The 16,703-nt window shown below is 52.2% G+C and carries 17 protein-coding genes; 13 read left to right on the top strand and 4 right to left on the bottom strand.

What is annotated here, in order from left to right; translation table 11 throughout:
- Positions 1–13 precede the first annotated feature (13 nt).
- The 4 genes from RAC89_RS06155 (at position 14) to RAC89_RS06140 (ending at position 3,172) form a co-directional block, all read left to right on the top strand.
- Positions 14–334 carry a UxaA family hydrolase gene (locus tag RAC89_RS06155; RefSeq protein WP_284641250.1) on the top strand — a complete coding sequence of 107 codons (321 nt, stop codon included), beginning with the start codon at positions 14–16 and terminating at the stop codon, positions 332–334.
- 18 nt (positions 335–352) lie between these two features.
- Positions 353–1,513, top strand: a complete 1,161-nt coding sequence (locus tag RAC89_RS06150) for a UxaA family hydrolase (RefSeq protein ID WP_306612467.1) — start codon at positions 353–355, stop codon at positions 1,511–1,513.
- Between the two features lie 101 nt (positions 1,514–1,614).
- Positions 1,615–2,409 (top strand): SDR family NAD(P)-dependent oxidoreductase, encoded by a 795-nt coding sequence (locus tag RAC89_RS06145; RefSeq protein WP_306612466.1) that lies wholly within the window; start codon positions 1,615–1,617, stop codon positions 2,407–2,409.
- A gap of 97 nt (positions 2,410–2,506) precedes the next feature.
- On the top strand, positions 2,507–3,172 hold the full coding sequence (locus RAC89_RS06140; RefSeq protein ID WP_306612464.1) for a cyclase family protein: 666 nt from the start codon (positions 2,507–2,509) through the stop codon (positions 3,170–3,172).
- A 1,045-nt stretch (positions 3,173–4,217) separates the two neighbouring features.
- Here the strand turns inward: RAC89_RS06140 and RAC89_RS06135 are convergent.
- Positions 4,218–5,345: an IS110 family RNA-guided transposase gene (locus RAC89_RS06135; RefSeq protein ID WP_306612462.1), complete on the bottom strand. Its 1,128-nt coding sequence runs from the start codon at positions 5,343–5,345 to the stop codon at positions 4,218–4,220.
- Positions 5,346–5,766: 421 nt separating this feature from the next.
- Between RAC89_RS06135 and RAC89_RS06130 the strand changes: the two genes are divergently transcribed.
- Positions 5,767–6,354 (top strand): hypothetical protein, encoded by a 588-nt coding sequence (locus tag RAC89_RS06130; protein ID WP_306612460.1) that lies wholly within the window; start codon positions 5,767–5,769, stop codon positions 6,352–6,354.
- A 73-nt stretch (positions 6,355–6,427) separates the two neighbouring features.
- On the top strand, positions 6,428–6,556 hold the full coding sequence (locus RAC89_RS06125; RefSeq protein ID WP_306612459.1) for a hypothetical protein: 129 nt from the start codon (positions 6,428–6,430) through the stop codon (positions 6,554–6,556).
- Positions 6,557–6,614: 58 nt separating this feature from the next.
- Here the strand turns inward: RAC89_RS06125 and mtnA are convergent, their stop codons facing one another.
- The 3 genes from mtnA to RAC89_RS06110 form a co-directional block, all read right to left on the bottom strand.
- The gene (gene mtnA / locus RAC89_RS06120) at positions 6,615–7,697 is read right to left on the bottom strand and encodes an S-methyl-5-thioribose-1-phosphate isomerase (protein WP_306612457.1); all 1,083 of its coding nucleotides are present in this window, start codon (positions 7,695–7,697) and stop codon (positions 6,615–6,617) included.
- 1 nt (position 7,698) lies between these two features.
- The gene (gene mtnK / locus RAC89_RS06115; protein WP_306612455.1) at positions 7,699–8,904 is read right to left on the bottom strand and encodes an S-methyl-5-thioribose kinase; all 1,206 of its coding nucleotides are present in this window, start codon (positions 8,902–8,904) and stop codon (positions 7,699–7,701) included.
- 154 nt (positions 8,905–9,058) lie between these two features.
- Complete coding sequence (locus tag RAC89_RS06110; RefSeq protein ID WP_306612453.1) at positions 9,059–9,229, bottom strand: asparagine synthase; 171 nt, start codon at positions 9,227–9,229, stop codon at positions 9,059–9,061.
- 152 nt (positions 9,230–9,381) lie between these two features.
- Between RAC89_RS06110 and RAC89_RS06105 the strand changes: the two genes are divergently transcribed.
- The 7 genes from RAC89_RS06105 to RAC89_RS06075 all read left to right on the top strand — a co-directional run bounded on the left by RAC89_RS06105 (position 9,382) and on the right by RAC89_RS06075 (position 16,671).
- A complete protein-coding gene (locus RAC89_RS06105) occupies positions 9,382–9,954 on the top strand; it encodes a DUF1802 family protein (RefSeq protein WP_306612451.1) in 573 nt (190 codons plus the stop codon).
- A gap of 168 nt (positions 9,955–10,122) precedes the next feature.
- Entirely contained in the window at positions 10,123–10,953 is an 831-nt protein-coding gene (sufC, locus tag RAC89_RS06100; protein ID WP_306612450.1) for a Fe-S cluster assembly ATPase SufC, read from the top strand.
- A 28-nt stretch (positions 10,954–10,981) separates the two neighbouring features.
- Positions 10,982–12,295 carry a Fe-S cluster assembly protein SufD gene (gene sufD, locus RAC89_RS06095; protein WP_306612448.1) on the top strand — a complete coding sequence of 438 codons (1,314 nt, stop codon included), beginning with the start codon at positions 10,982–10,984 and terminating at the stop codon, positions 12,293–12,295.
- Entirely contained in the window at positions 12,292–13,518 is a 1,227-nt protein-coding gene (locus RAC89_RS06090) for a cysteine desulfurase (RefSeq protein WP_306612446.1), read from the top strand. Before sufD ends, RAC89_RS06090 begins: the two co-directional genes overlap by 4 nt.
- Complete coding sequence (gene sufU, locus RAC89_RS06085; RefSeq protein WP_306612445.1) at positions 13,505–13,933, top strand: Fe-S cluster assembly sulfur transfer protein SufU; 429 nt, start codon at positions 13,505–13,507, stop codon at positions 13,931–13,933. Before RAC89_RS06090 ends, sufU begins: the two co-directional genes overlap by 14 nt.
- Positions 13,934–13,979: 46 nt before the next feature.
- Positions 13,980–15,377, top strand: coding sequence for a Fe-S cluster assembly protein SufB (sufB, locus tag RAC89_RS06080; RefSeq protein WP_306612443.1), 1,398 nt, complete (start codon positions 13,980–13,982; stop codon positions 15,375–15,377).
- A gap of 139 nt (positions 15,378–15,516) precedes the next feature.
- Positions 15,517–16,671, top strand: a complete 1,155-nt coding sequence (locus tag RAC89_RS06075) for a C40 family peptidase (protein WP_306612441.1) — start codon at positions 15,517–15,519, stop codon at positions 16,669–16,671.
- Positions 16,672–16,703 lie beyond the last annotated feature (32 nt).

Raw genomic sequence — 16,703 nt, 5'->3', positions numbered from 1 at the left:
GAGGTGCAGTCAGGTGGCAGGACATATTTCAAGCGGGGCGGATGCGCTGGTCATGGACGGACGCGATCATGTGGCGACCGCGATCCAGGATCTCGCAGCCGGGGCTCTTATTACTTATATGAAGCAGGGTCAGGTGTTTGAGCTGACGCTGCTGGACGCGATTCCGTTCGGTCATAAGGTGGCGATTACCGATTTGGCGGCGGGTACGGACATTCGCAAGTACGGTGAGGTTATTGGAAGAACGACGTCCGATATTCGGGCGGGACAGCATGTACATGTTCATAATGTGGAAGGCATTCGCGGTCGCGGAGACCAGGCGGCGGAGAAAGCGTAAGCGAGAGGAGAGGCTCACATGAGTCATATGATGGGATATAGAAGACCGAACGGCGATGTGGGAATCCGCAATCATTTGCTGATTATTCCTACGGTCATTTGCGCCAATCAGGTGTGCAGCCGGATCGAGCAGCTCGTGCCGGGGACGGTGGCGATTCCGCACCAGCATGGCTGCAGTCAGATCGGAGCGGATAAGGAGCGCACCTTCGAGGTGCTGGCAGGGACGGGCAGGAACCCCAATGTAGGAGGGGTCATTATCATCAGCCTGGGCTGTGAGGTGGTGGATCCGCACGCGCTCGCAGAGGCGATTCGTCCGACCGGCAAACCGGTGGAAGTATTCGACATTCAATCGGTCGGAGGCTCGGTGAAGGCGATTCAGTACGGTGCAGAGATTGCTCGGAGCATGCGTGCTCAGCTGGATGAGATGAAGGCGGAGCCCATTCCGTTCAGCGAGCTGATCATCGGCGTGAAGTGCGGGGGCTCGGATGCCACCAGCGGCCTTGCCTCTAACCCGGCCCTCGGTGCGGCGGCGGATACGCTCATTCAGCAGGGCGGCGGCGTCGTCATCGGCGAGACGACCGAAATTATCGGAGCTGAGCACGTGCTGGCTTCCCGCTGCGCAACTCAGGAGACGTCCGATAAGCTGTATTACATTGTCGACCGCTTCGAGAAGGAAGTGGAGCGGATGGGAGCCGACATGCGCGGCGGCAATCCGAGCCCGGGCAATATTGCGGGAGGGCTCACGACGATTGAGGAAAAGTCGCTTGGCTGCATCAGTAAATGCGGCAATGCTCCGATTGAAGGCGTGATCGAGTATGCCGAGAGCATTCCGAAGCACGGCCTCTACTTCATGGACTCGCCGGGCAACGATATCGAATGCGTATCGGGCATGGCGGCAGGCGGGGCCCATCTGGTGTGCTTTACGACCGGGCGGGGTACCCCCACCGGCTCGGCCGTCATTCCGGTCATCAAGATTACCGGCAACAAGAGGATGTATGAGCGCATGACGGACAACATGGACGTCGATGTGAGCGAGATGCTGGAAGGTACGCTGAGTCTGGAAGCCGCGGGCGAACGGATCTGGCAGGAAATTCAAGAGGTGGCGAACGGAAAGCTGACGAAGGCGGAAGTTCTCGGCCATACGGAGTTCAGCATTAACCGGATCGGACCGAGTCTGTAGCAGCACTCTGGGATAAACCGAATCCCCCGGCATGCATTCGACAGGTGAAGCATTGCTGCTCGGTGGAACGCACCAATAAATTCAAGCAGGAGGCTTTCTGTATGGGTAGATTGAAAGGCCGAGTGGCCTTAGTTACGGGCGCCAGCCGCGGAATCGGCGAGGCGATCGCGATTCGTTTGGCCGAGGAAGGCGCTCACGTCGCGGTTAATTTTACTTCGGAACGCTCCAGACCGCTCGCAGAGAAGGTCAAGGAGCAGGCGGAAGCGCACGGTGTCAAGTCGATCGTGGTCCAGGCTGACGTCGGCAGCAGCGAGCAGGTGGCTGCCATGTTTCAGCAGGTGAAAGAGCAGCTTGGCGAGGTGGAGATTCTAGTTAACAACGCGGGTATCGCCCCGTTTGAATCGTTCATGCATGTCACCGAGGAAACTTGGGACCGCACCTATAATACGAATGTCAAATCGATCTTCTTGGCTTCCCAGCTGGCGGCGCGCTCGATGATCGAGAAGCGCTACGGTAAAATCATCAACGTGCTGTCTACTGCGAGCCTGGTGGTGACAAGCCCTGTCATCCCGCATTACCAGTCGTCCAAGGCGGCGGCTCATATGCTGACGAAGGGCATGGCCATTGAGCTCGGCAAATATAACATCAACGTCAACGCGGTCGGTCCGAGCACGGTAGACACGGATATGTGCACGGACTACTTAGCGGATCCTTCCATCCGTGCGAAGGAGATTGAGGCGAATCCGATGAAGCGCCTGGGCACCGCCCGCCAGATCGGCGACGCGGTGGTGTTCCTCGCGTCCGAGGAAGCCATGCAGGTGAACGGTCACCTGCTGATGGTGGACGGCGGCTTGACGGTGAAAGCCGCTCAGCCTGACGACCACATGGAGCACTAGCACCATTCATGCTGCGATTCGCTTGAGCGGGGGCCGTGATCCATGCGGTACCTGCTCAGGGCGGGTCGCCCGGAACCAAGCATAAGGAGTTGACGTCATGCGGGTAAAGCGCATGCTGGATTTGACACAGGAGCTTTATCACAACAGCCCGGTGCTGCCGATCTTTGACCCGCCGAAGCTGGACTACATCTTCATTGGTCCTAGGGACGGCTGGAAGATGGAGCGGCTTACGCTGAGTCTTCATTCCGGCACACATATGGACGCGCCTTCTCATATGAATGAGTTTCGTACGAATCTCGACGAAATTCCCGTGGAGCGATTCCAAGGGCAGGCGGTGTATATTCCGTTGGCCGGGATAAAGGGGCCCTCGGACCCCATCACACCTGCTGATCTTGAGCCATACTTAGAGCAGCTCATTCCTGACGCCATTGTGCTTCTGTACACGGGCTGGGGGGAAAAGCAGGCCTGGACGACCGAGTGGATTTACCAATCGCCTTACTTGAATAATGATGCCGCCCGTTTGCTCGCGAAGCACCAAGTGCGCGGGGTGGCGATTGATCACTTCAGCATCGGCGGTACCGGGGACGAAAACGAGGAAACGCACAGGATCCTGCTGGGCAGCGGCATATGGGTGGCGGAGGGACTGCAGCTGAATTTCCCTGAGCTAAGTGATGGGAGCTGGCATCTCATCTCTCTGCCTATTAAGGTTCGCGAATCGAGCGGAGCACCTGCTAGAGTGGTAGCTATTCAATATGAGTCATGATACTAGACTGATAGAAAGTCCTTCGAACGAATCGAAGGGCTTTTTTCATATGTTCAGAAAGTATAAGCTAGAATTCCCTGGTCCATCTTTTCCACGTTTTGTTTGGTTTCGCCAGGGAGAAGGCCGTCACGTGTCGGGCAAGAGGTGCATTGCTGCTAAAGCGCAGAAATCTGCGATCCCAAATGAAATTCAAAAGCGAGCTTTGTGAGAAAACACAAATTTAAGAGAACACAATGACTAAAAATGCAGCTACTGGCCTCACAATGTTTGTATATAAAGTCAATTTCATAATTAGAAAGCCCTTGTGGAATAAGGGTATTCGGTATACAAAAGCAGGAGTACCTCCCCACATTCTCGAAGTTAAGGTTACCAAATGGCATGGGCAACACGAAGGCTCGAAAAAACGGGCTTTTGTCATTCTCGAACTAATTGTACAACTCGAAATCGGTTACCTGTGGCAGATAGATGGCGTTACAGGGCGTCTGACGCTTAACACGACCCGGTAATGCTCCCTGTAACGTTATGAAATCACCTGATATGAACGAAACCGTCAAGTGCTCAGCACGTACCCTTGATTTGGAGTGCTCTAAAGTAAGCCTGTCAAATGCCTTTTTTGACAGGCGGTTCACTCTGCCCATACTTTTTTACTTCGGTCTGGCTGATCAAGCCAGACCCTGCCCTACGGCGAGTAACGGGGTGCAGGGGGCGTGCTCCCTGCTGTCTTTCTTTAATTTGAGCTTGTGGTTCGAATGAGTTTCATTCCTTGGCACGAGGGCAAAATGGTTCTTTGCGCCGGTTGGCAACCTGATATTCGTGGGTTATCACAAGTGAATTGTATACGACCAGAGAGCTTACCTGCTAAACTTACGACGCGCATGAAGCCGCACTACCTGAAAGATTGACTTTGCGCAGGTGATTTCCGCGGATTATTACTCTCTGCCTTGCTTTAGTACTTTGCCCTCGAGCCAAAGAATGTAACGTAACGCATTGCCTAACTCACTAAGCCGGAATCACTTCCTTTTTCATTCAATCATACCCTTATTTTTTATGCTGTGATGCTGTTTTTTTGCTTATCTACTTCCTTGGCTATGGCCCATATGAAACCTATAAGCTCTCGGGCTACTGCGGCGATGATGGTTCCTTTGTGCTTTCCTTTGAAAAGGAGCTTCTTGTATTTGTGGTGTAATCGCTTTTGTGCTTTCCAGGAGATATTGACAATTTCCGAACTCAGTCCTTTTTGCCTATCTCGCAGCGTTTTCCGTATGGCAGGTGAGCTCCGATAGCTCCAGGCGGCTTCAACCAATACCCTACGTATATGGGCATTTCCAGCTTTCGTTATCCCACCTTGCCAACGACTCCCCCCGCTAGAACGTTCTGATGGCACCAGCCCCACATAACTCATGAGCTGCTGAGGGGATGCGAATCTTCCTGCAATGTGGCCAAGTTCCGAAGCTACAGTAACGGCTGTAATTAGGGCAACGCCATGGAGCCCCTGCAATGCTTGGATCATGGTCGCTTGGCATCCTTCACTCGTTTGCTTCTCCATCTCCGCTTCATATCTTCGGATCCGGTTCGTAGCTTCTTGGATGCTGTTTCGGTATTCTTGGAATACCATATCCTCACAACACCGAGAAAACCGTAAAGTATCTAACCAATTTTCATATGGCTGAGTCCACACTCGAACGCCCTTGGGCGGGTGGATCTGATGGCGAAGCAGAAACTTGGTTAAACGCTGTTTATGCCGATTCCTGTCTTGTACGGCATCTTCCCTGGCCCGAACCAAATCTCGCAAGGCTTCATCCTCGGGACGTGGTACATAGATCTCTGTCAATTCATTTGCTCTCCAGAGCTGCGCTAGACGTACAGCATCTCTCTTATCTGTTTTTATTCGAGTATTCCCCTCTAAGTCTGTTGGTGCGATGACGCTGCATTCCACATACATCTCCAAAAGCCATCGATACAAGACGAACCCCGTAGGGCCAGCCTCATAGCATATACTTAACTTTACGTCATCATCTTTCATTAACTGATTAACTAGTTTACGAACAGCCTCCTTCGTATGCGAGATGACACCATGGAACCTGACGGGTTCATTTCTATTTTCGGGGGCGATGGCTACAGCTATTTTTTCTTTGGATACGTCTAGACCAACATATTTTATGGTTATACTCATTACTAAACCGACTCCTTTTGTTTGTAGCTCTGTTTTGGAATATTGATTTGATTGCTCAATCAATTGATTTCCAAATTCACCCTACGTAATGCAAAATGGTAGTCGGTTTCGTTCATTTTAACTTACTGTACCAAGAATGTGTTCATCTGTCACCGTAAGATGAAAAAATCGCGTTACAGGCGTCTGGCGCTTAGATCGGGCCGGTAATGCTCATCGTAATGGGCAGAATTCGCAAGAGATTTGCGCTGCCAAAGCTCAATTTGTGCGATTGAAGTCAAAAATCCTTCGACTTTCGTATGAGCATTTGACACGAATTGTTCATTTTGGTATCCAATCTAATAATCTCTTAACGATTGCTTGATACTTTTTGAATTTCTTCCTAGTAAACTCCAATTATAGCAATGATGCGGAGGTGCTTCGGATGAAAGAGATTCAAATGTTGTATAAAGGCAAGGTTCACAAAGGAGAAATTGCATACGAGCAGCCGGACTTTATGGAAATCAGCCTGCCGGATGAAGCTGAATATTCGAGCGGAGATGCGATCATTTGCTTTGACCGTTTCCGCAGATGGACGATGAAAGTGATGCGGACGGCTACGTCGCGGATCATCGTGGCTCCTGTAAACAGCGAGATTTTTCAGATTCAGGGTCATTCGCCTATCGCGTACGAGGAGCTGTACCGCCAGGAGGACAAGGTGTTCAAAAGCTTTAAGCTCAATACCTTCGGTACGATCAGCGAGGATTTCAAAATCCGTTCGGTTCGCTTTACCGATGTCAGCAGGCTGGGCTTCGGGCTGGAGGTAGACGACTTCTCCGTCCGAATGAATGAGGTCTACGATTCGATGATCATCTGTGACGAGGAGACCATCCATCCGAAGCTGATCGTAAGATATGCGCATATCCTGGAGAAAACGATTCGGTACGGCTGTGAAATCAAGTCGATTTCTTCTAAGGATCTGCATAAGCTTCGCTGCTATCTTCTGACGAAGCAGTTTGCGCAGGAAGTGTGATATGGGTCACAGCCGCCGGGGCCGGCTCTATGGTTCAATAGGGGTAAGTTCAAAGATAAGGGGGCTGCCAGCCATGATTACCTGCGGAGAATGCGGCAAAATCAAGGGCCAAGGTGAAACGGGGAACAGCTGGATCTGCGAGGATTGCAAAGTCGAGCCGCCGGCAAAGGAAGAGGAGCGAAAGGAAACGAACACGCCATAAGAAAAAGGACGCCTTGAATCGGATTGAGACCCGAGGGGCGTCCTTTTGTATTTATCCGCTACTCTTCAAACAGCTTACGCAAGCCTTCCTCATAAGGGGCTCGCACGATTCCCTTTTCGGTGATGATCGCGGTAACGTATTCGTTCGGCGTCACGTCGAAGGCTGGATTGTATACCTTGATGCCTTGCGGGGCCGTACGTTTGCCGAAGCCTTGCGTAATTTCGTCTTCATGGCGTTCCTCAATCGGAATGTCCGCTCCTGTAGGCGTATTGAGGTCGATTGTGGACATCGGGCAAGCCACGTAAAAAGGAATGCCGTGCGCTTTGGCCAACACAGCTACACTGTAGGTCCCGATTTTGTTGGCTACGTCGCCATTGGCCGCCACGCGATCCGTGCCGACGATGACCGCCTGTACCCAGCCCTTGGACATGACCGCTCCGGCCATGTTGTCACAAATCAGCGTCACATCGACACCGGCCTGCTGCAGCTCGAAGGCCGTCAGTCTGGCGCCCTGCAGCACCGGCCGTGTTTCATCCGCGAACACCTTGATGTTGAGTCCCTTCTCCTTCGCCAAATACATCGGGGCCAAGGCGGTTCCGTAACGGGCTGTCGCTAAGCCGCCGGCGTTGCAGTGCGTGAGCAAGCCCATGCCGTCCTCGAACAGGGTTAGGGCATGCTCTCCAATCAGACGGCACGTCTCCTCATCTTCGGCTTGGATTGCCCTAGCCTCGTCAAGCAGTGCTTGCTTTGCGCCTTCGACCGTTACATCCGTACCCTCGGCAAGGAGCCCCTTCGCCGTTGCCCGCATACGGTCCAAAGCCCAGAACAGGTTCACTGCCGTAGGCCGGGAGGTAGCCAGGTAATCGCATTGCCGCTCCACTTCTGCCAGCAGGGCGCTTTTGTCCCCTTCGGTGTGACGTACCCCGAGGTAAACCCCGAACGCAGCGGCAATCCCGATGGCAGGAGCCCCGCGAACCGCGAGCTGTTTAATGGCGTCCCATACCTGTTCGGAGGTGGTCAGCTCCAAATAAACAATTTCATCGGGCAGCAGGCGCTGATCAAGAAGATCCAACCGGTTTTCCAGCGAATTCCAGCGTACCGACTGCAGCCAATCATTTTGCGTTTGCTCTACTGTTGACATCTTATTGAACCGCCTTCACTGCGATATCCAGAAGCTCTTCGATCGAAGCTGCCTTCCGGTTGTGCTTAATTAGGGACGTGCCGATTTGCAGGGCGATGCGCTGAGCGCGCTCCTTCGCCGCGGCGTCCTCCAGCTTATTGATATCGGCGACCTGTGCGAGTCCATGAACGCGGCGAACCATCTTACAACCGGAGTACCCGAAGGTGTCCTGCAGCAAGCGCGTCATATAAGCGTCCTGGAAGCCCTCTGTCTTGAACATGCGATCGTTGCCCTGCTCGTTCCAAAGCGTACGGAATTGCCGATCGAAGCCCACCCAAATGTCCCGGACGGTATTCAAGAGATACGCCCGGAAGTCCTGACGAGAGGAAGCATCCTGACTCCAGCCCTCTTGCGCGGCATAATTGAGCAGTAGATTGGCGAATACCGCACCGATATCAAAGCCCATCGGACCATAATAAGCGAATTCCGGGTCAATCACCTTCGTCGATTCGGGTTTAATGAAAATACTGCCGGTATGTAGATCGCCATGCAGCAGCGCCTGCGCTTGAACGAGGAACTTCTCACGGAGAAGGGCAACCTCAAGATGCAGCTCCTTATCGTTCCAAACCGCTTCTACCGCATCCTGAATGGCCGGCGGCACATTGTTGTTCGGCGAATTCGTATACGGGTCGTCGAAAATCAGATCCTCGGTAATTTTGCACAGCTCCGGATTGACGAATTGCTTCACCCGAGCTTTCTTCTCCTGCTGGTTCATTCCGAGGTCGGAGGTAAAGAACAAGGTGTGGGCTAGAAACCGGGAAATGTGCTCGGCGAACAGCGGATATTTATTGCCTTCCATCAGTCCGCGGCGCATGATGACATGATCGCTTAAATCCTGCATAACCGTAAGGGCAAGCTCCGGTTCATAGGCATGGACATGGGGCACAAGATCAGGACAAAGCGCTTCCTGGATCATCAACGCTTCGCTTTCAATACGGGCACGGTCCAGTGTCAGCGGCCAGGATTCCCCTACAACCTTTGCGTAAGGAAGGGCTTGCTTGAGAATAATGCTTTTTCCCGAAGATGGCTCCGAGATATGAAAAACGAGATTCAAATTGCCGTCGCCGATCTCACGGCTGACAAGCTCGCTGTTGGCTGCAAACAAATCAGGCAGGCGGCGGGCGTACTCGATTGCTTCCGCTTCACTTAATGCGTGGTATGCGCACATGGTATATATCCCCTCCAAGTGGACGTTAACTAAACGGTTTCGACAAAAAACTGCCATCCCTAAGTATAAATCAAATTAGGGTGATTGGAAATAGAGGGATACAAAAGAAAAGGGAGGGCACTGGAATTGTGCCTTCCCTTGTCCTCTTTCAGAATTAGAACATGCGTTGCTTGCGATGCTCCACTAAATCGATTGCCCCTAATACCACATGGGCAAGTCCGAAGCCTACTACAGCGGCGGCTGCCATAGGATACTTCCCTCTCATAGCTGCACCGGAAGCTGTTACTGCTGTACCCAGGACGGTAGGAATAAGACCTTCGCGCATGTACAATTCCTCCTCAAAGGATAATGTCATTACTTCTTTAGAATCGGGCGAACCGCGAAGTTTTATGCAATCAGGGAGCTGTATGGTTTTGCCTTGCCGCGCGAACATGGTACAATGAAAAGATCAAGCAAATACGGAGTTGAGAATCACGGATGAGCGGTCAGGTTATTGCACTAAAGGAGTGGGCTTCGGCCATTGAAGCACTTCGAAACGGGCAGCAAATTCTCATTATGCGCAAAGGAGGGATTCGGGAGGAAACCCGGGATTTTCAGGTCGAGAGCGAAAGCTTCTACTTATATCCGACTTACGAGCATCAGCGCAGGGAGCTTCTTAAGGAAGAGTATCAATATCAATTGGACGAGACTCTAAGGAGTTGGAGCAGCCAGGATACGGAAGCGGTGATTCGTTGTTATGCCGAGCTTACGGAAGACATACTAATTGCATCGCAAGAGGAGCTGGATCGGCTCAAAGGAGAGCATATCTGGACCGACCGATTCGCTGAAGAACGGGTCAAGTGGAAGCGGGCACAGCCGCTGCATCTTATGCTGCTGCGAGTGTACGAGCTTACCGAGCACGTCCGAGTAAGCATTCTGCCGGAGTATAACGGCTGCAAATCGTGGATCGGCTTGCCTGCCGCAGCTCTGGACGCGGCGGAACGCCGGCCGGTCTTATCCGATGAAGAATATGCGGAACGGATAAATACCATAAAATCTTTGCTGCGGTGACCGGTTTATTTGTGAGCGAGGCTCCTGGTTTCACTTCATTTTCACCGAGCCTAAGCACGCCTATTGATTTTTATTGGTAATGTAAGATAATATTATCATTGAGAATCATTGATAATCAGTTTAGAATAATTATTAACAAAGAATAATTTAACGCTGGAGGCGCAAATCATGGCTAATTCACCACAATTTATCATAGACGGTTTGAAGGCAACTGTCGAAGGGAAAGAGATCCTCAAGGGCTTAAGCCTGAAGATCAACGGCGGCGAGGTTCACGCCATCATGGGTCCGAACGGAACGGGGAAATCGACCCTTGCATCCACATTGATGGGTCATCCGAAGTATGAAGTTACTGACGGTTCCGTTTCCTTGGACGGCGAGGACGTGCTTGAAATGGCGACGGACGAAAGAGCAAGAGCAGGCTTGTTCCTTGCTATGCAGTACCCTAGCGAAATTACCGGTGTTACGAATGCGGACTTCCTGCGCAGTGCGATCAATGCGCGCCGCGGCGAGGGCAACGAAATTTCCTTGATCAAGTTCATCCGTCAAATGGAAGCGAAAATGAAAGAGCTGGAAATGAATCCGGAATTCATGCATCGTTACCTAAACGAAGGCTTCTCCGGCGGCGAGAAGAAGCGGAACGAAATTCTTCAGATGCTGATGCTCGATCCGAAGCTCGTCATTCTCGATGAGATTGACTCCGGTCTCGATATCGACGCTCTCCGCATTGTAGCGACAGGTGTGAACGCTATGCGCTCCGAAGACCGCGGCTTCCTGATCATTACGCACTATCAGCGCTTGCTGAACTACATCAAGCCTGATTTCGTTCACGTCATGATGCAAGGACGCATTGTAAAATCCGGCGGTCCTGAGCTTGCAGAGCGTCTGGAAGCAGAAGGCTATGATTGGGTAAAGGAAGAACTGGGGATTGTAGACGAAACGGTTGGCCAAGAAGAGAAAGAATTCAAGGTTCCGATGAATACTACAGCGCCTAAATACTAAGCGATAGAGGGATAGGAGGATACGCAAGATGAGTACACAAACCGCTCTTCCCATCGATCGTGCAAGCCTAACGGAGCTGTCGAAGTCCAGAAAAGAACCGGAATGGATGACAAATCTTCGGGCGCAGGCTCTCGAGCTGGCCGAATCGTTGGAATTACCGAAGCTTGAAAAAACAAGAATCGACCGTTGGAGCTTGAATTCCTACGGCAAATATAAAGCAGCAGGCGAGCTGACCGGCTTGGATCAGCTTCCTGAGGCGGCGAAGCAGCTGCTGCAAGGCGAGAATCAAGCTCAGCCGGAAAACCTGCTGATTCAGCAGAACTCGGCTGTAACCTTTCACAGCGTTTCCGAGCAGTTAAAGCAGCAGGGTGTTATTTTTACCAGCCTGGAAGAGGCTCTTCAAACGCATGGCGACTTGGTGCAAAAGTACTTCATGTCCGTTGTCGAGACGAAAGAAAACCTGCTTACCGCATTGCATACTGCGCTTTGGAGCGGCGGGGTATTCCTCTACGTTCCAAAGAATGTTCAAGTGGAAGTACCGGTTCAAGCGCTGTTCCTTACTTCGGATGCGGAAGCAAGCTTTTCCCCGCACGTATTGATCGTAGCTGAGCAGCATTCCTCCGTTACTTACGTAGATAACTTCGTTTCGGAAGGCAATCTGAATCAGCTTGTACTGAACGGTGTAGTAGAAGTAGTAGCAAAGCCCGGCGCCAAGGTTACCTTCGCTTCCGTACACAGCCTGAACGATTCCGTAACGGATCTGACTTATCGCCGCGCGGTCGTTGAGAACGATGCAGGCGTCGAATGGATTATCGGTGAAATGAACTACGGGAACACGATGTCCGATACGACGACGATTCTTAAAGGCAACGGCTCTACTTCCGATGCCAAGGTGATCAGTGTAGGCACCAACGATCAGAAGCTGAACGTAACGACCCGTGCGATTCATTACGGTAAAAGCTCGGACAGCCAAATGATCACTCGCGCGGTAATGCGCGATGAGGCGACGGCGATTATCAACGGTATCACCAAGATTGAGCATGGCGCTACGAAGGCAAACGGCGAGCAAACGGAGAAGGTGCTGATGCTCAGCCCGAAGGCGCGCGGAGACGCGAACCCGATTTTGCTTATCGACGAGGATGACGTAACGGCTGGACACGCGGCCAGCGTCGGCCAAGTCAATCCTGAGTATGTATACTATCTGATGTCCCGGGGGATTTCCCGTCAGGATGCCGAGCGCTTGATCATCTATGGCTTCCTGGATCCGGTTGTATCCGAAATTCCGCTGGAGCTCGTACAGACGCAATTAAGGAGCCTTGTGGAAAGGAAGCTGGGACAATGAATACCGCAGCCATCCGCAAGGAGTTCCCGATTCTTCATCAGGAAATCAACGGACACCCGCTAGTGTATTTGGATTCCGCGGCCACCTCGCAAAAGCCTCAGGTTGTAATCGATGCGATCAAGCATTATTACGAATGGGATAATGCCAACGTGCACCGCGGTGTCCACACGCTGGGCTCGCGGGCGACCGATGCCTATGAGAATGCCAGAGAGAAGCTGCGTAAGTTCATCAATGCCCGCTCAACGGAGGAAGTGATTTTCACCCGCGGCACAACCACGGCGTTAAACCTCGTAGCTTCAGGCTACGCAAGAACGGTTTGCGGCGAGGGGGATGAGATCGTCATTACTCCCATGGAGCATCACGCCAACTTAATTCCGTGGCAGCAGGTGGCCAAGGCTACCGGCGCCACACTGAAATATATTCCGCTTCAAGAGGACGGGTCCATCCGCCTTGAGGATGTCGAGAGTACGGTAACAAGCCGCACCAAAATCGTCTCCGTCACTTATGTTTCCAACGTGCTTGGCGTCGTCAATCCCATCAAGGAGATTACGGCGATTGCTCATAAGAACGGGGCCAAAATGGTTGTGGACGGAGCTCAGAGCACACCGCATCTTAAGGTTGACGTACAGGATCTCGATTGTGATTTCTATGCGCTGTCCGGCCATAAAATGTGTGCTCCTACAGGGATCGGTGCCCTATACGGTAAGAAGGAGCTTCTTCAAAGCATGGAGCCGATCGAATTCGGCGGCGAAATGATCGATCATGTTGGCTTGTACGAATCGACATGGAAGGATCTCCCCTGGAAATTCGAGGGGGGAACTCCGATCATCGCCGGAGCGGTCGGGCTTGGCGCAGCGATTGATTTCCTGGAAAGCATCGGAATGGATGCGATCGACAAGCATGAGAAGGAGCTCACGGCTTACGCCATGGACCGGATGCTTGAGATCGAAGGCCTTACCGTCTATGGACCGAAGGAGAATCGCGCCGGATTGATCACCTTCAATCTGGACGATGTTCATCCGCACGATGTTGCAACGGTTCTGGACGCAAGCGGAGTTGCCGTTCGCGCAGGACACCATTGCTGCCAGCCGCTGATGCGTTGGCTTCAAGTAACGGCAACGGCACGGGCAAGCTTTTATCTATACAATAACGAGGAAGATGTCGATCGCTTGATCGCTTCGCTAATCAAAACAAAGGAGTACTTCGGCCATGCAATTGGATGATTTATACCGCAGGGTCATCATGGATCATTATAAAAATCCACGCAACCGCGGCTCCTTCGAAAGCGGAGAAGCGGTTAGCATCGACTTGAACAATCCAACCTGCGGAGATAAGATTCAGCTTCAGATGCAGGTGGAGGACGGTATTGTCAAAGCGGCAAAATTCACGGGCGAAGGCTGTTCCATCAGCCTTTCTTCCGCTTCTATGATGACGGATGCCGTGAAAGGCAAAACGCTGGACGAAGCGCTGAAGATGGCGGAGAGCTTCTCCGGCCTGATGAAGGGCGAGCCGGTCGAGTTCGAGTATGAGGATATTGAGGCGTTGTCCGGCGTGAACAAGTTTCCTGCCAGAATCAAGTGCGCCACCCTTGCTTGGAATGCTCTGCGCAAAGGTATTGAGCACTCAAAACAACAATAGTAAAACGTACGGAATGACCTTAAATTGAAAAGGAGGTCTTACCATCATGGCGAAAAAAATGCCCGAAATGGAAGATTATAAGTATGGTTTTCGCGACGAGCACAAAGCGGTGTTCCAGTCGGGAAAAGGCTTGAATAAAGAGATTGTTACGGAAATTTCCCGTATGAAGGGCGAGCCCGAGTGGATGCTGGAGTTCCGTTTGAAGTCTCTGGAGCAATTCCAGAAGATGGATATGCCTACTTGGGGCGGCAACATGGACGATCTGGATTTCGAGGATATCCAGTACTACGTCAAGCCTTCTGAGAAGCAAGGCAAGACGTGGGAAGAGGTGCCTTCCGAAATCAAGGAAACGTTCGATAAGCTGGGGATTCCGGAAGCGGAGCAGAAATTCCTTGCCGGCGTATCCGCTCAGTATGAGTCTGAGGTCGTTTACCACAGCATGCAGAAGGAGCTTGAGGAGCAGGGCGTTATCTTTACCGATACGGATACTGCGCTTCGCGAGTACCCTGAAATTTTCAAGAAGTATTTCGGTACCATCGTGCCTCCGAGCGACAATAAGTTTGCCGCGCTGAACAGTGCCGTATGGTCCGGCGGCAGCTTCATCTACGTTCCGAAGGGCGTGAAGGTAGAAATTCCGCTGCAGGCATATTTCCGAATTAACTCGGAAAACATGGGGCAATTCGAGCGTACGCTGATTGTTGCCGACGAAGGCAGCTTCGTGCACTATGTAGAGGGCTGTACGGCTCCGATCTACAGCACGAACTCCTTGCATAGTGCGGTCGTTGAGATCCTCTGTCTGAAGGACTCCCGTGTCCGTTACACCACGATCCAGAACTGGGCACCGAATATCTTCAACCTCGTAACCAAGCGTGCGGTAGCGGAAGAGAACGCAACGATGGAGTGGGTTGACGGAAACATCGGCTCCAAGCTGACGATGAAATATCCTGCCGTCGTTCTGAAGGGCCGCGGCGCGAAGGGTATGGTGCTTTCCATCGCGGTAGCAGGGAAAGGGCAGCATCAGGACGCAGGAGCGAAGATGACGCATCTGGCTCCGGATACGACGTCCACGATCGTATCGAAGTCGATCAGTAAGCATGGCGGCAAAGTAACGTACCGCGGCTTGGCCTCCTTCGGACGCAATTCCCAGGGGTCCAAGGCGAACATCAAGTGCGATACGCTGATCATGGATAATCAGTCCACATCGGATACGATCCCTTACAATGAGATCATGAACGATAACATCACGCTGGAGCACGAAGCAACGGTATCCAAGGTTTCCGAGGATCAGCTCTTCTACCTGATGAGCCGCGGCTTAAGCGAAGCGGAAGCTACGCAAATGATCGTTATGGGCTTCATCGAGCCTTTTACGAAGGAGCTTCCGATGGAATATGCCGTAGAGATGAACCGTCTCATCAAGTTCGAGATGGAAGGCTCTATCGGTTAATAATAAGGAAGGACACAGCTTTCCCGGATTATACCGGAGGCTGTGTCCTTTTTGTTTCCATAGGCGATAATGCATAGGGGGTTCAGCCTTTTCTCATGCTATAGAAAGTGAAAATTTGCTGAACAAGGAGACAGCCAGCATGAAAAAGCGAAGCCAGAGAGCCGTTTTAGCCATGATCATCGGAACTCTTCTCATCCCTACGGGCTGCGGCCATATTTTGTCCAAGGAACAGCGTCAAAACAATCAATTGAGCTTTCCGAGCACAGACGGAAGGCAGACGAACAGGGCAAGAGTGGAGCAGGAAAATGCCGCAAAGGGCCTTACGGCCCAGTCGAAGCACCAACCGAAGGTGCTGGAAGCAGATACGGCGCGTTTGCCGCTCACGACGATCAACGGGGTAAGCTACGTTGAAGCTAACGCCTTCGCTAAGGCACTGGAGTATAACACCGATTGGGACGGCGATCTAGGCGTGCTGCAAATTGGGGAATACGGCTCCAACTATGAGCTGAAGGTGAATGATACCACTGCCTTGAAAGAAGAGGAGAAGGTAAGCCTTCCTCAAGCGCCAATCCTGAGAAACCATCAGGTGTTCCTGCCGTCTGCGGCGATTCAGCCTTTATTCGGCGACGATATCTCCTTCGAGCTGACAGATCGGGAAGTCGTTCTGCGTCCGGTGGGTGAAGCGGTAATGGATCCGATGGACGGACCGGAGGAGGCGGATACAGGCTCTGAACTGGACTTCGGAGATGACCCGGACGATCCTTTCAAGGGGGATGAGGGCGAGGATCCTGCCGATGCGGAAACGCTTAGCGGCGCTGTAGAGGAGCTGACACAGCTGAGCTCCGCGGAGCTGGATGCGCTCATGAACCAGGAGGCCGTTCCGGTGTTAAAAAATATTGATATGAATGCTTTAATTCGCCGCGGGAAGCGATATTTGGGCGTGAAGTATCGTTTCGGCACAGGGCCGTATCCAAGAACCGGCCGTTTCGACTGCTCCACCTTCACGGATTATGTGTTTAACAAGTTCGGCGTGGATTTGCCTAGAACGGCTCGCGCGCAAGCGAAAAGGGGAACGGCGATCAGCCGGAAAAACCTGCGTAAGGGCGACCTCATGTTCTTCTATGTACCGGGGCGTTTCCGGACCAATAAGACGGTCGGGCATGTGGGCATCTATATGGGGAATCGTCGGATGATTCATGCTTCCCCGCTGCCTCGGAATGGCGTTCAAATTTCAACTATCAATAAGGGCTACTGGAAAAAAACGTTCTTGCGTGCCAAAAGAGTAGCGTATTAATGCTTCAAAGGAATAAAGCTCAACGTCAGCCG

This window comes from Paenibacillus sp. GD4 (assembly GCF_030846225.1).
In the GTDB taxonomy this organism is placed as follows: Bacteria; Bacillota; Bacilli; order Paenibacillales; family NBRC-103111; genus Paenibacillus_G; species Paenibacillus_G silviterrae.
The sequence above is the reverse complement of the archived record's forward strand: the minus strand, read 5'-3'. Positions and strand labels throughout refer to the sequence as shown.

Excerpts from the sequence above, each read along its gene's own strand:
- RAC89_RS06150 (WP_306612467.1), top strand. The coding sequence starts at position 353 with ATGAGTCATATGATGGGATATAGAAGACCGAACGGCGATGTGGGAATC.
- RAC89_RS06145 (WP_306612466.1), top strand. The coding sequence starts at position 1,615 with ATGGGTAGATTGAAAGGCCGAGTGGCCTTAGTTACGGGCGCCAGCCGC.
- RAC89_RS06140 (WP_306612464.1), top strand. The coding sequence starts at position 2,507 with ATGCGGGTAAAGCGCATGCTGGATTTGACACAGGAGCTTTATCACAAC.
- RAC89_RS06135 (WP_306612462.1), bottom strand. The coding sequence starts at position 5,345 with ATGAGTATAACCATAAAATATGTTGGTCTAGACGTATCCAAAGAAAAA.
- RAC89_RS06130 (WP_306612460.1), top strand. The coding sequence starts at position 5,767 with ATGAAAGAGATTCAAATGTTGTATAAAGGCAAGGTTCACAAAGGAGAA.
- RAC89_RS06125 (WP_306612459.1), top strand. The coding sequence starts at position 6,428 with ATGATTACCTGCGGAGAATGCGGCAAAATCAAGGGCCAAGGTGAAACG.
- mtnA (WP_306612457.1), bottom strand. The coding sequence starts at position 7,697 with ATGTCAACAGTAGAGCAAACGCAAAATGATTGGCTGCAGTCGGTACGC.
- mtnK (WP_306612455.1), bottom strand. The coding sequence starts at position 8,904 with ATGTGCGCATACCACGCATTAAGTGAAGCGGAAGCAATCGAGTACGCC.
- RAC89_RS06110 (WP_306612453.1), bottom strand. The coding sequence starts at position 9,229 with ATGCGCGAAGGTCTTATTCCTACCGTCCTGGGTACAGCAGTAACAGCT.
- RAC89_RS06105 (WP_306612451.1), top strand. The coding sequence starts at position 9,382 with ATGAGCGGTCAGGTTATTGCACTAAAGGAGTGGGCTTCGGCCATTGAA.
- sufC (WP_306612450.1), top strand. The coding sequence starts at position 10,123 with ATGGCTAATTCACCACAATTTATCATAGACGGTTTGAAGGCAACTGTC.
- sufD (WP_306612448.1), top strand. The coding sequence starts at position 10,982 with ATGAGTACACAAACCGCTCTTCCCATCGATCGTGCAAGCCTAACGGAG.
- RAC89_RS06090 (WP_306612446.1), top strand. The coding sequence starts at position 12,292 with ATGAATACCGCAGCCATCCGCAAGGAGTTCCCGATTCTTCATCAGGAA.
- sufU (WP_306612445.1), top strand. The coding sequence starts at position 13,505 with ATGCAATTGGATGATTTATACCGCAGGGTCATCATGGATCATTATAAA.
- sufB (WP_306612443.1), top strand. The coding sequence starts at position 13,980 with ATGGCGAAAAAAATGCCCGAAATGGAAGATTATAAGTATGGTTTTCGC.
- RAC89_RS06075 (WP_306612441.1), top strand. The coding sequence starts at position 15,517 with ATGAAAAAGCGAAGCCAGAGAGCCGTTTTAGCCATGATCATCGGAACT.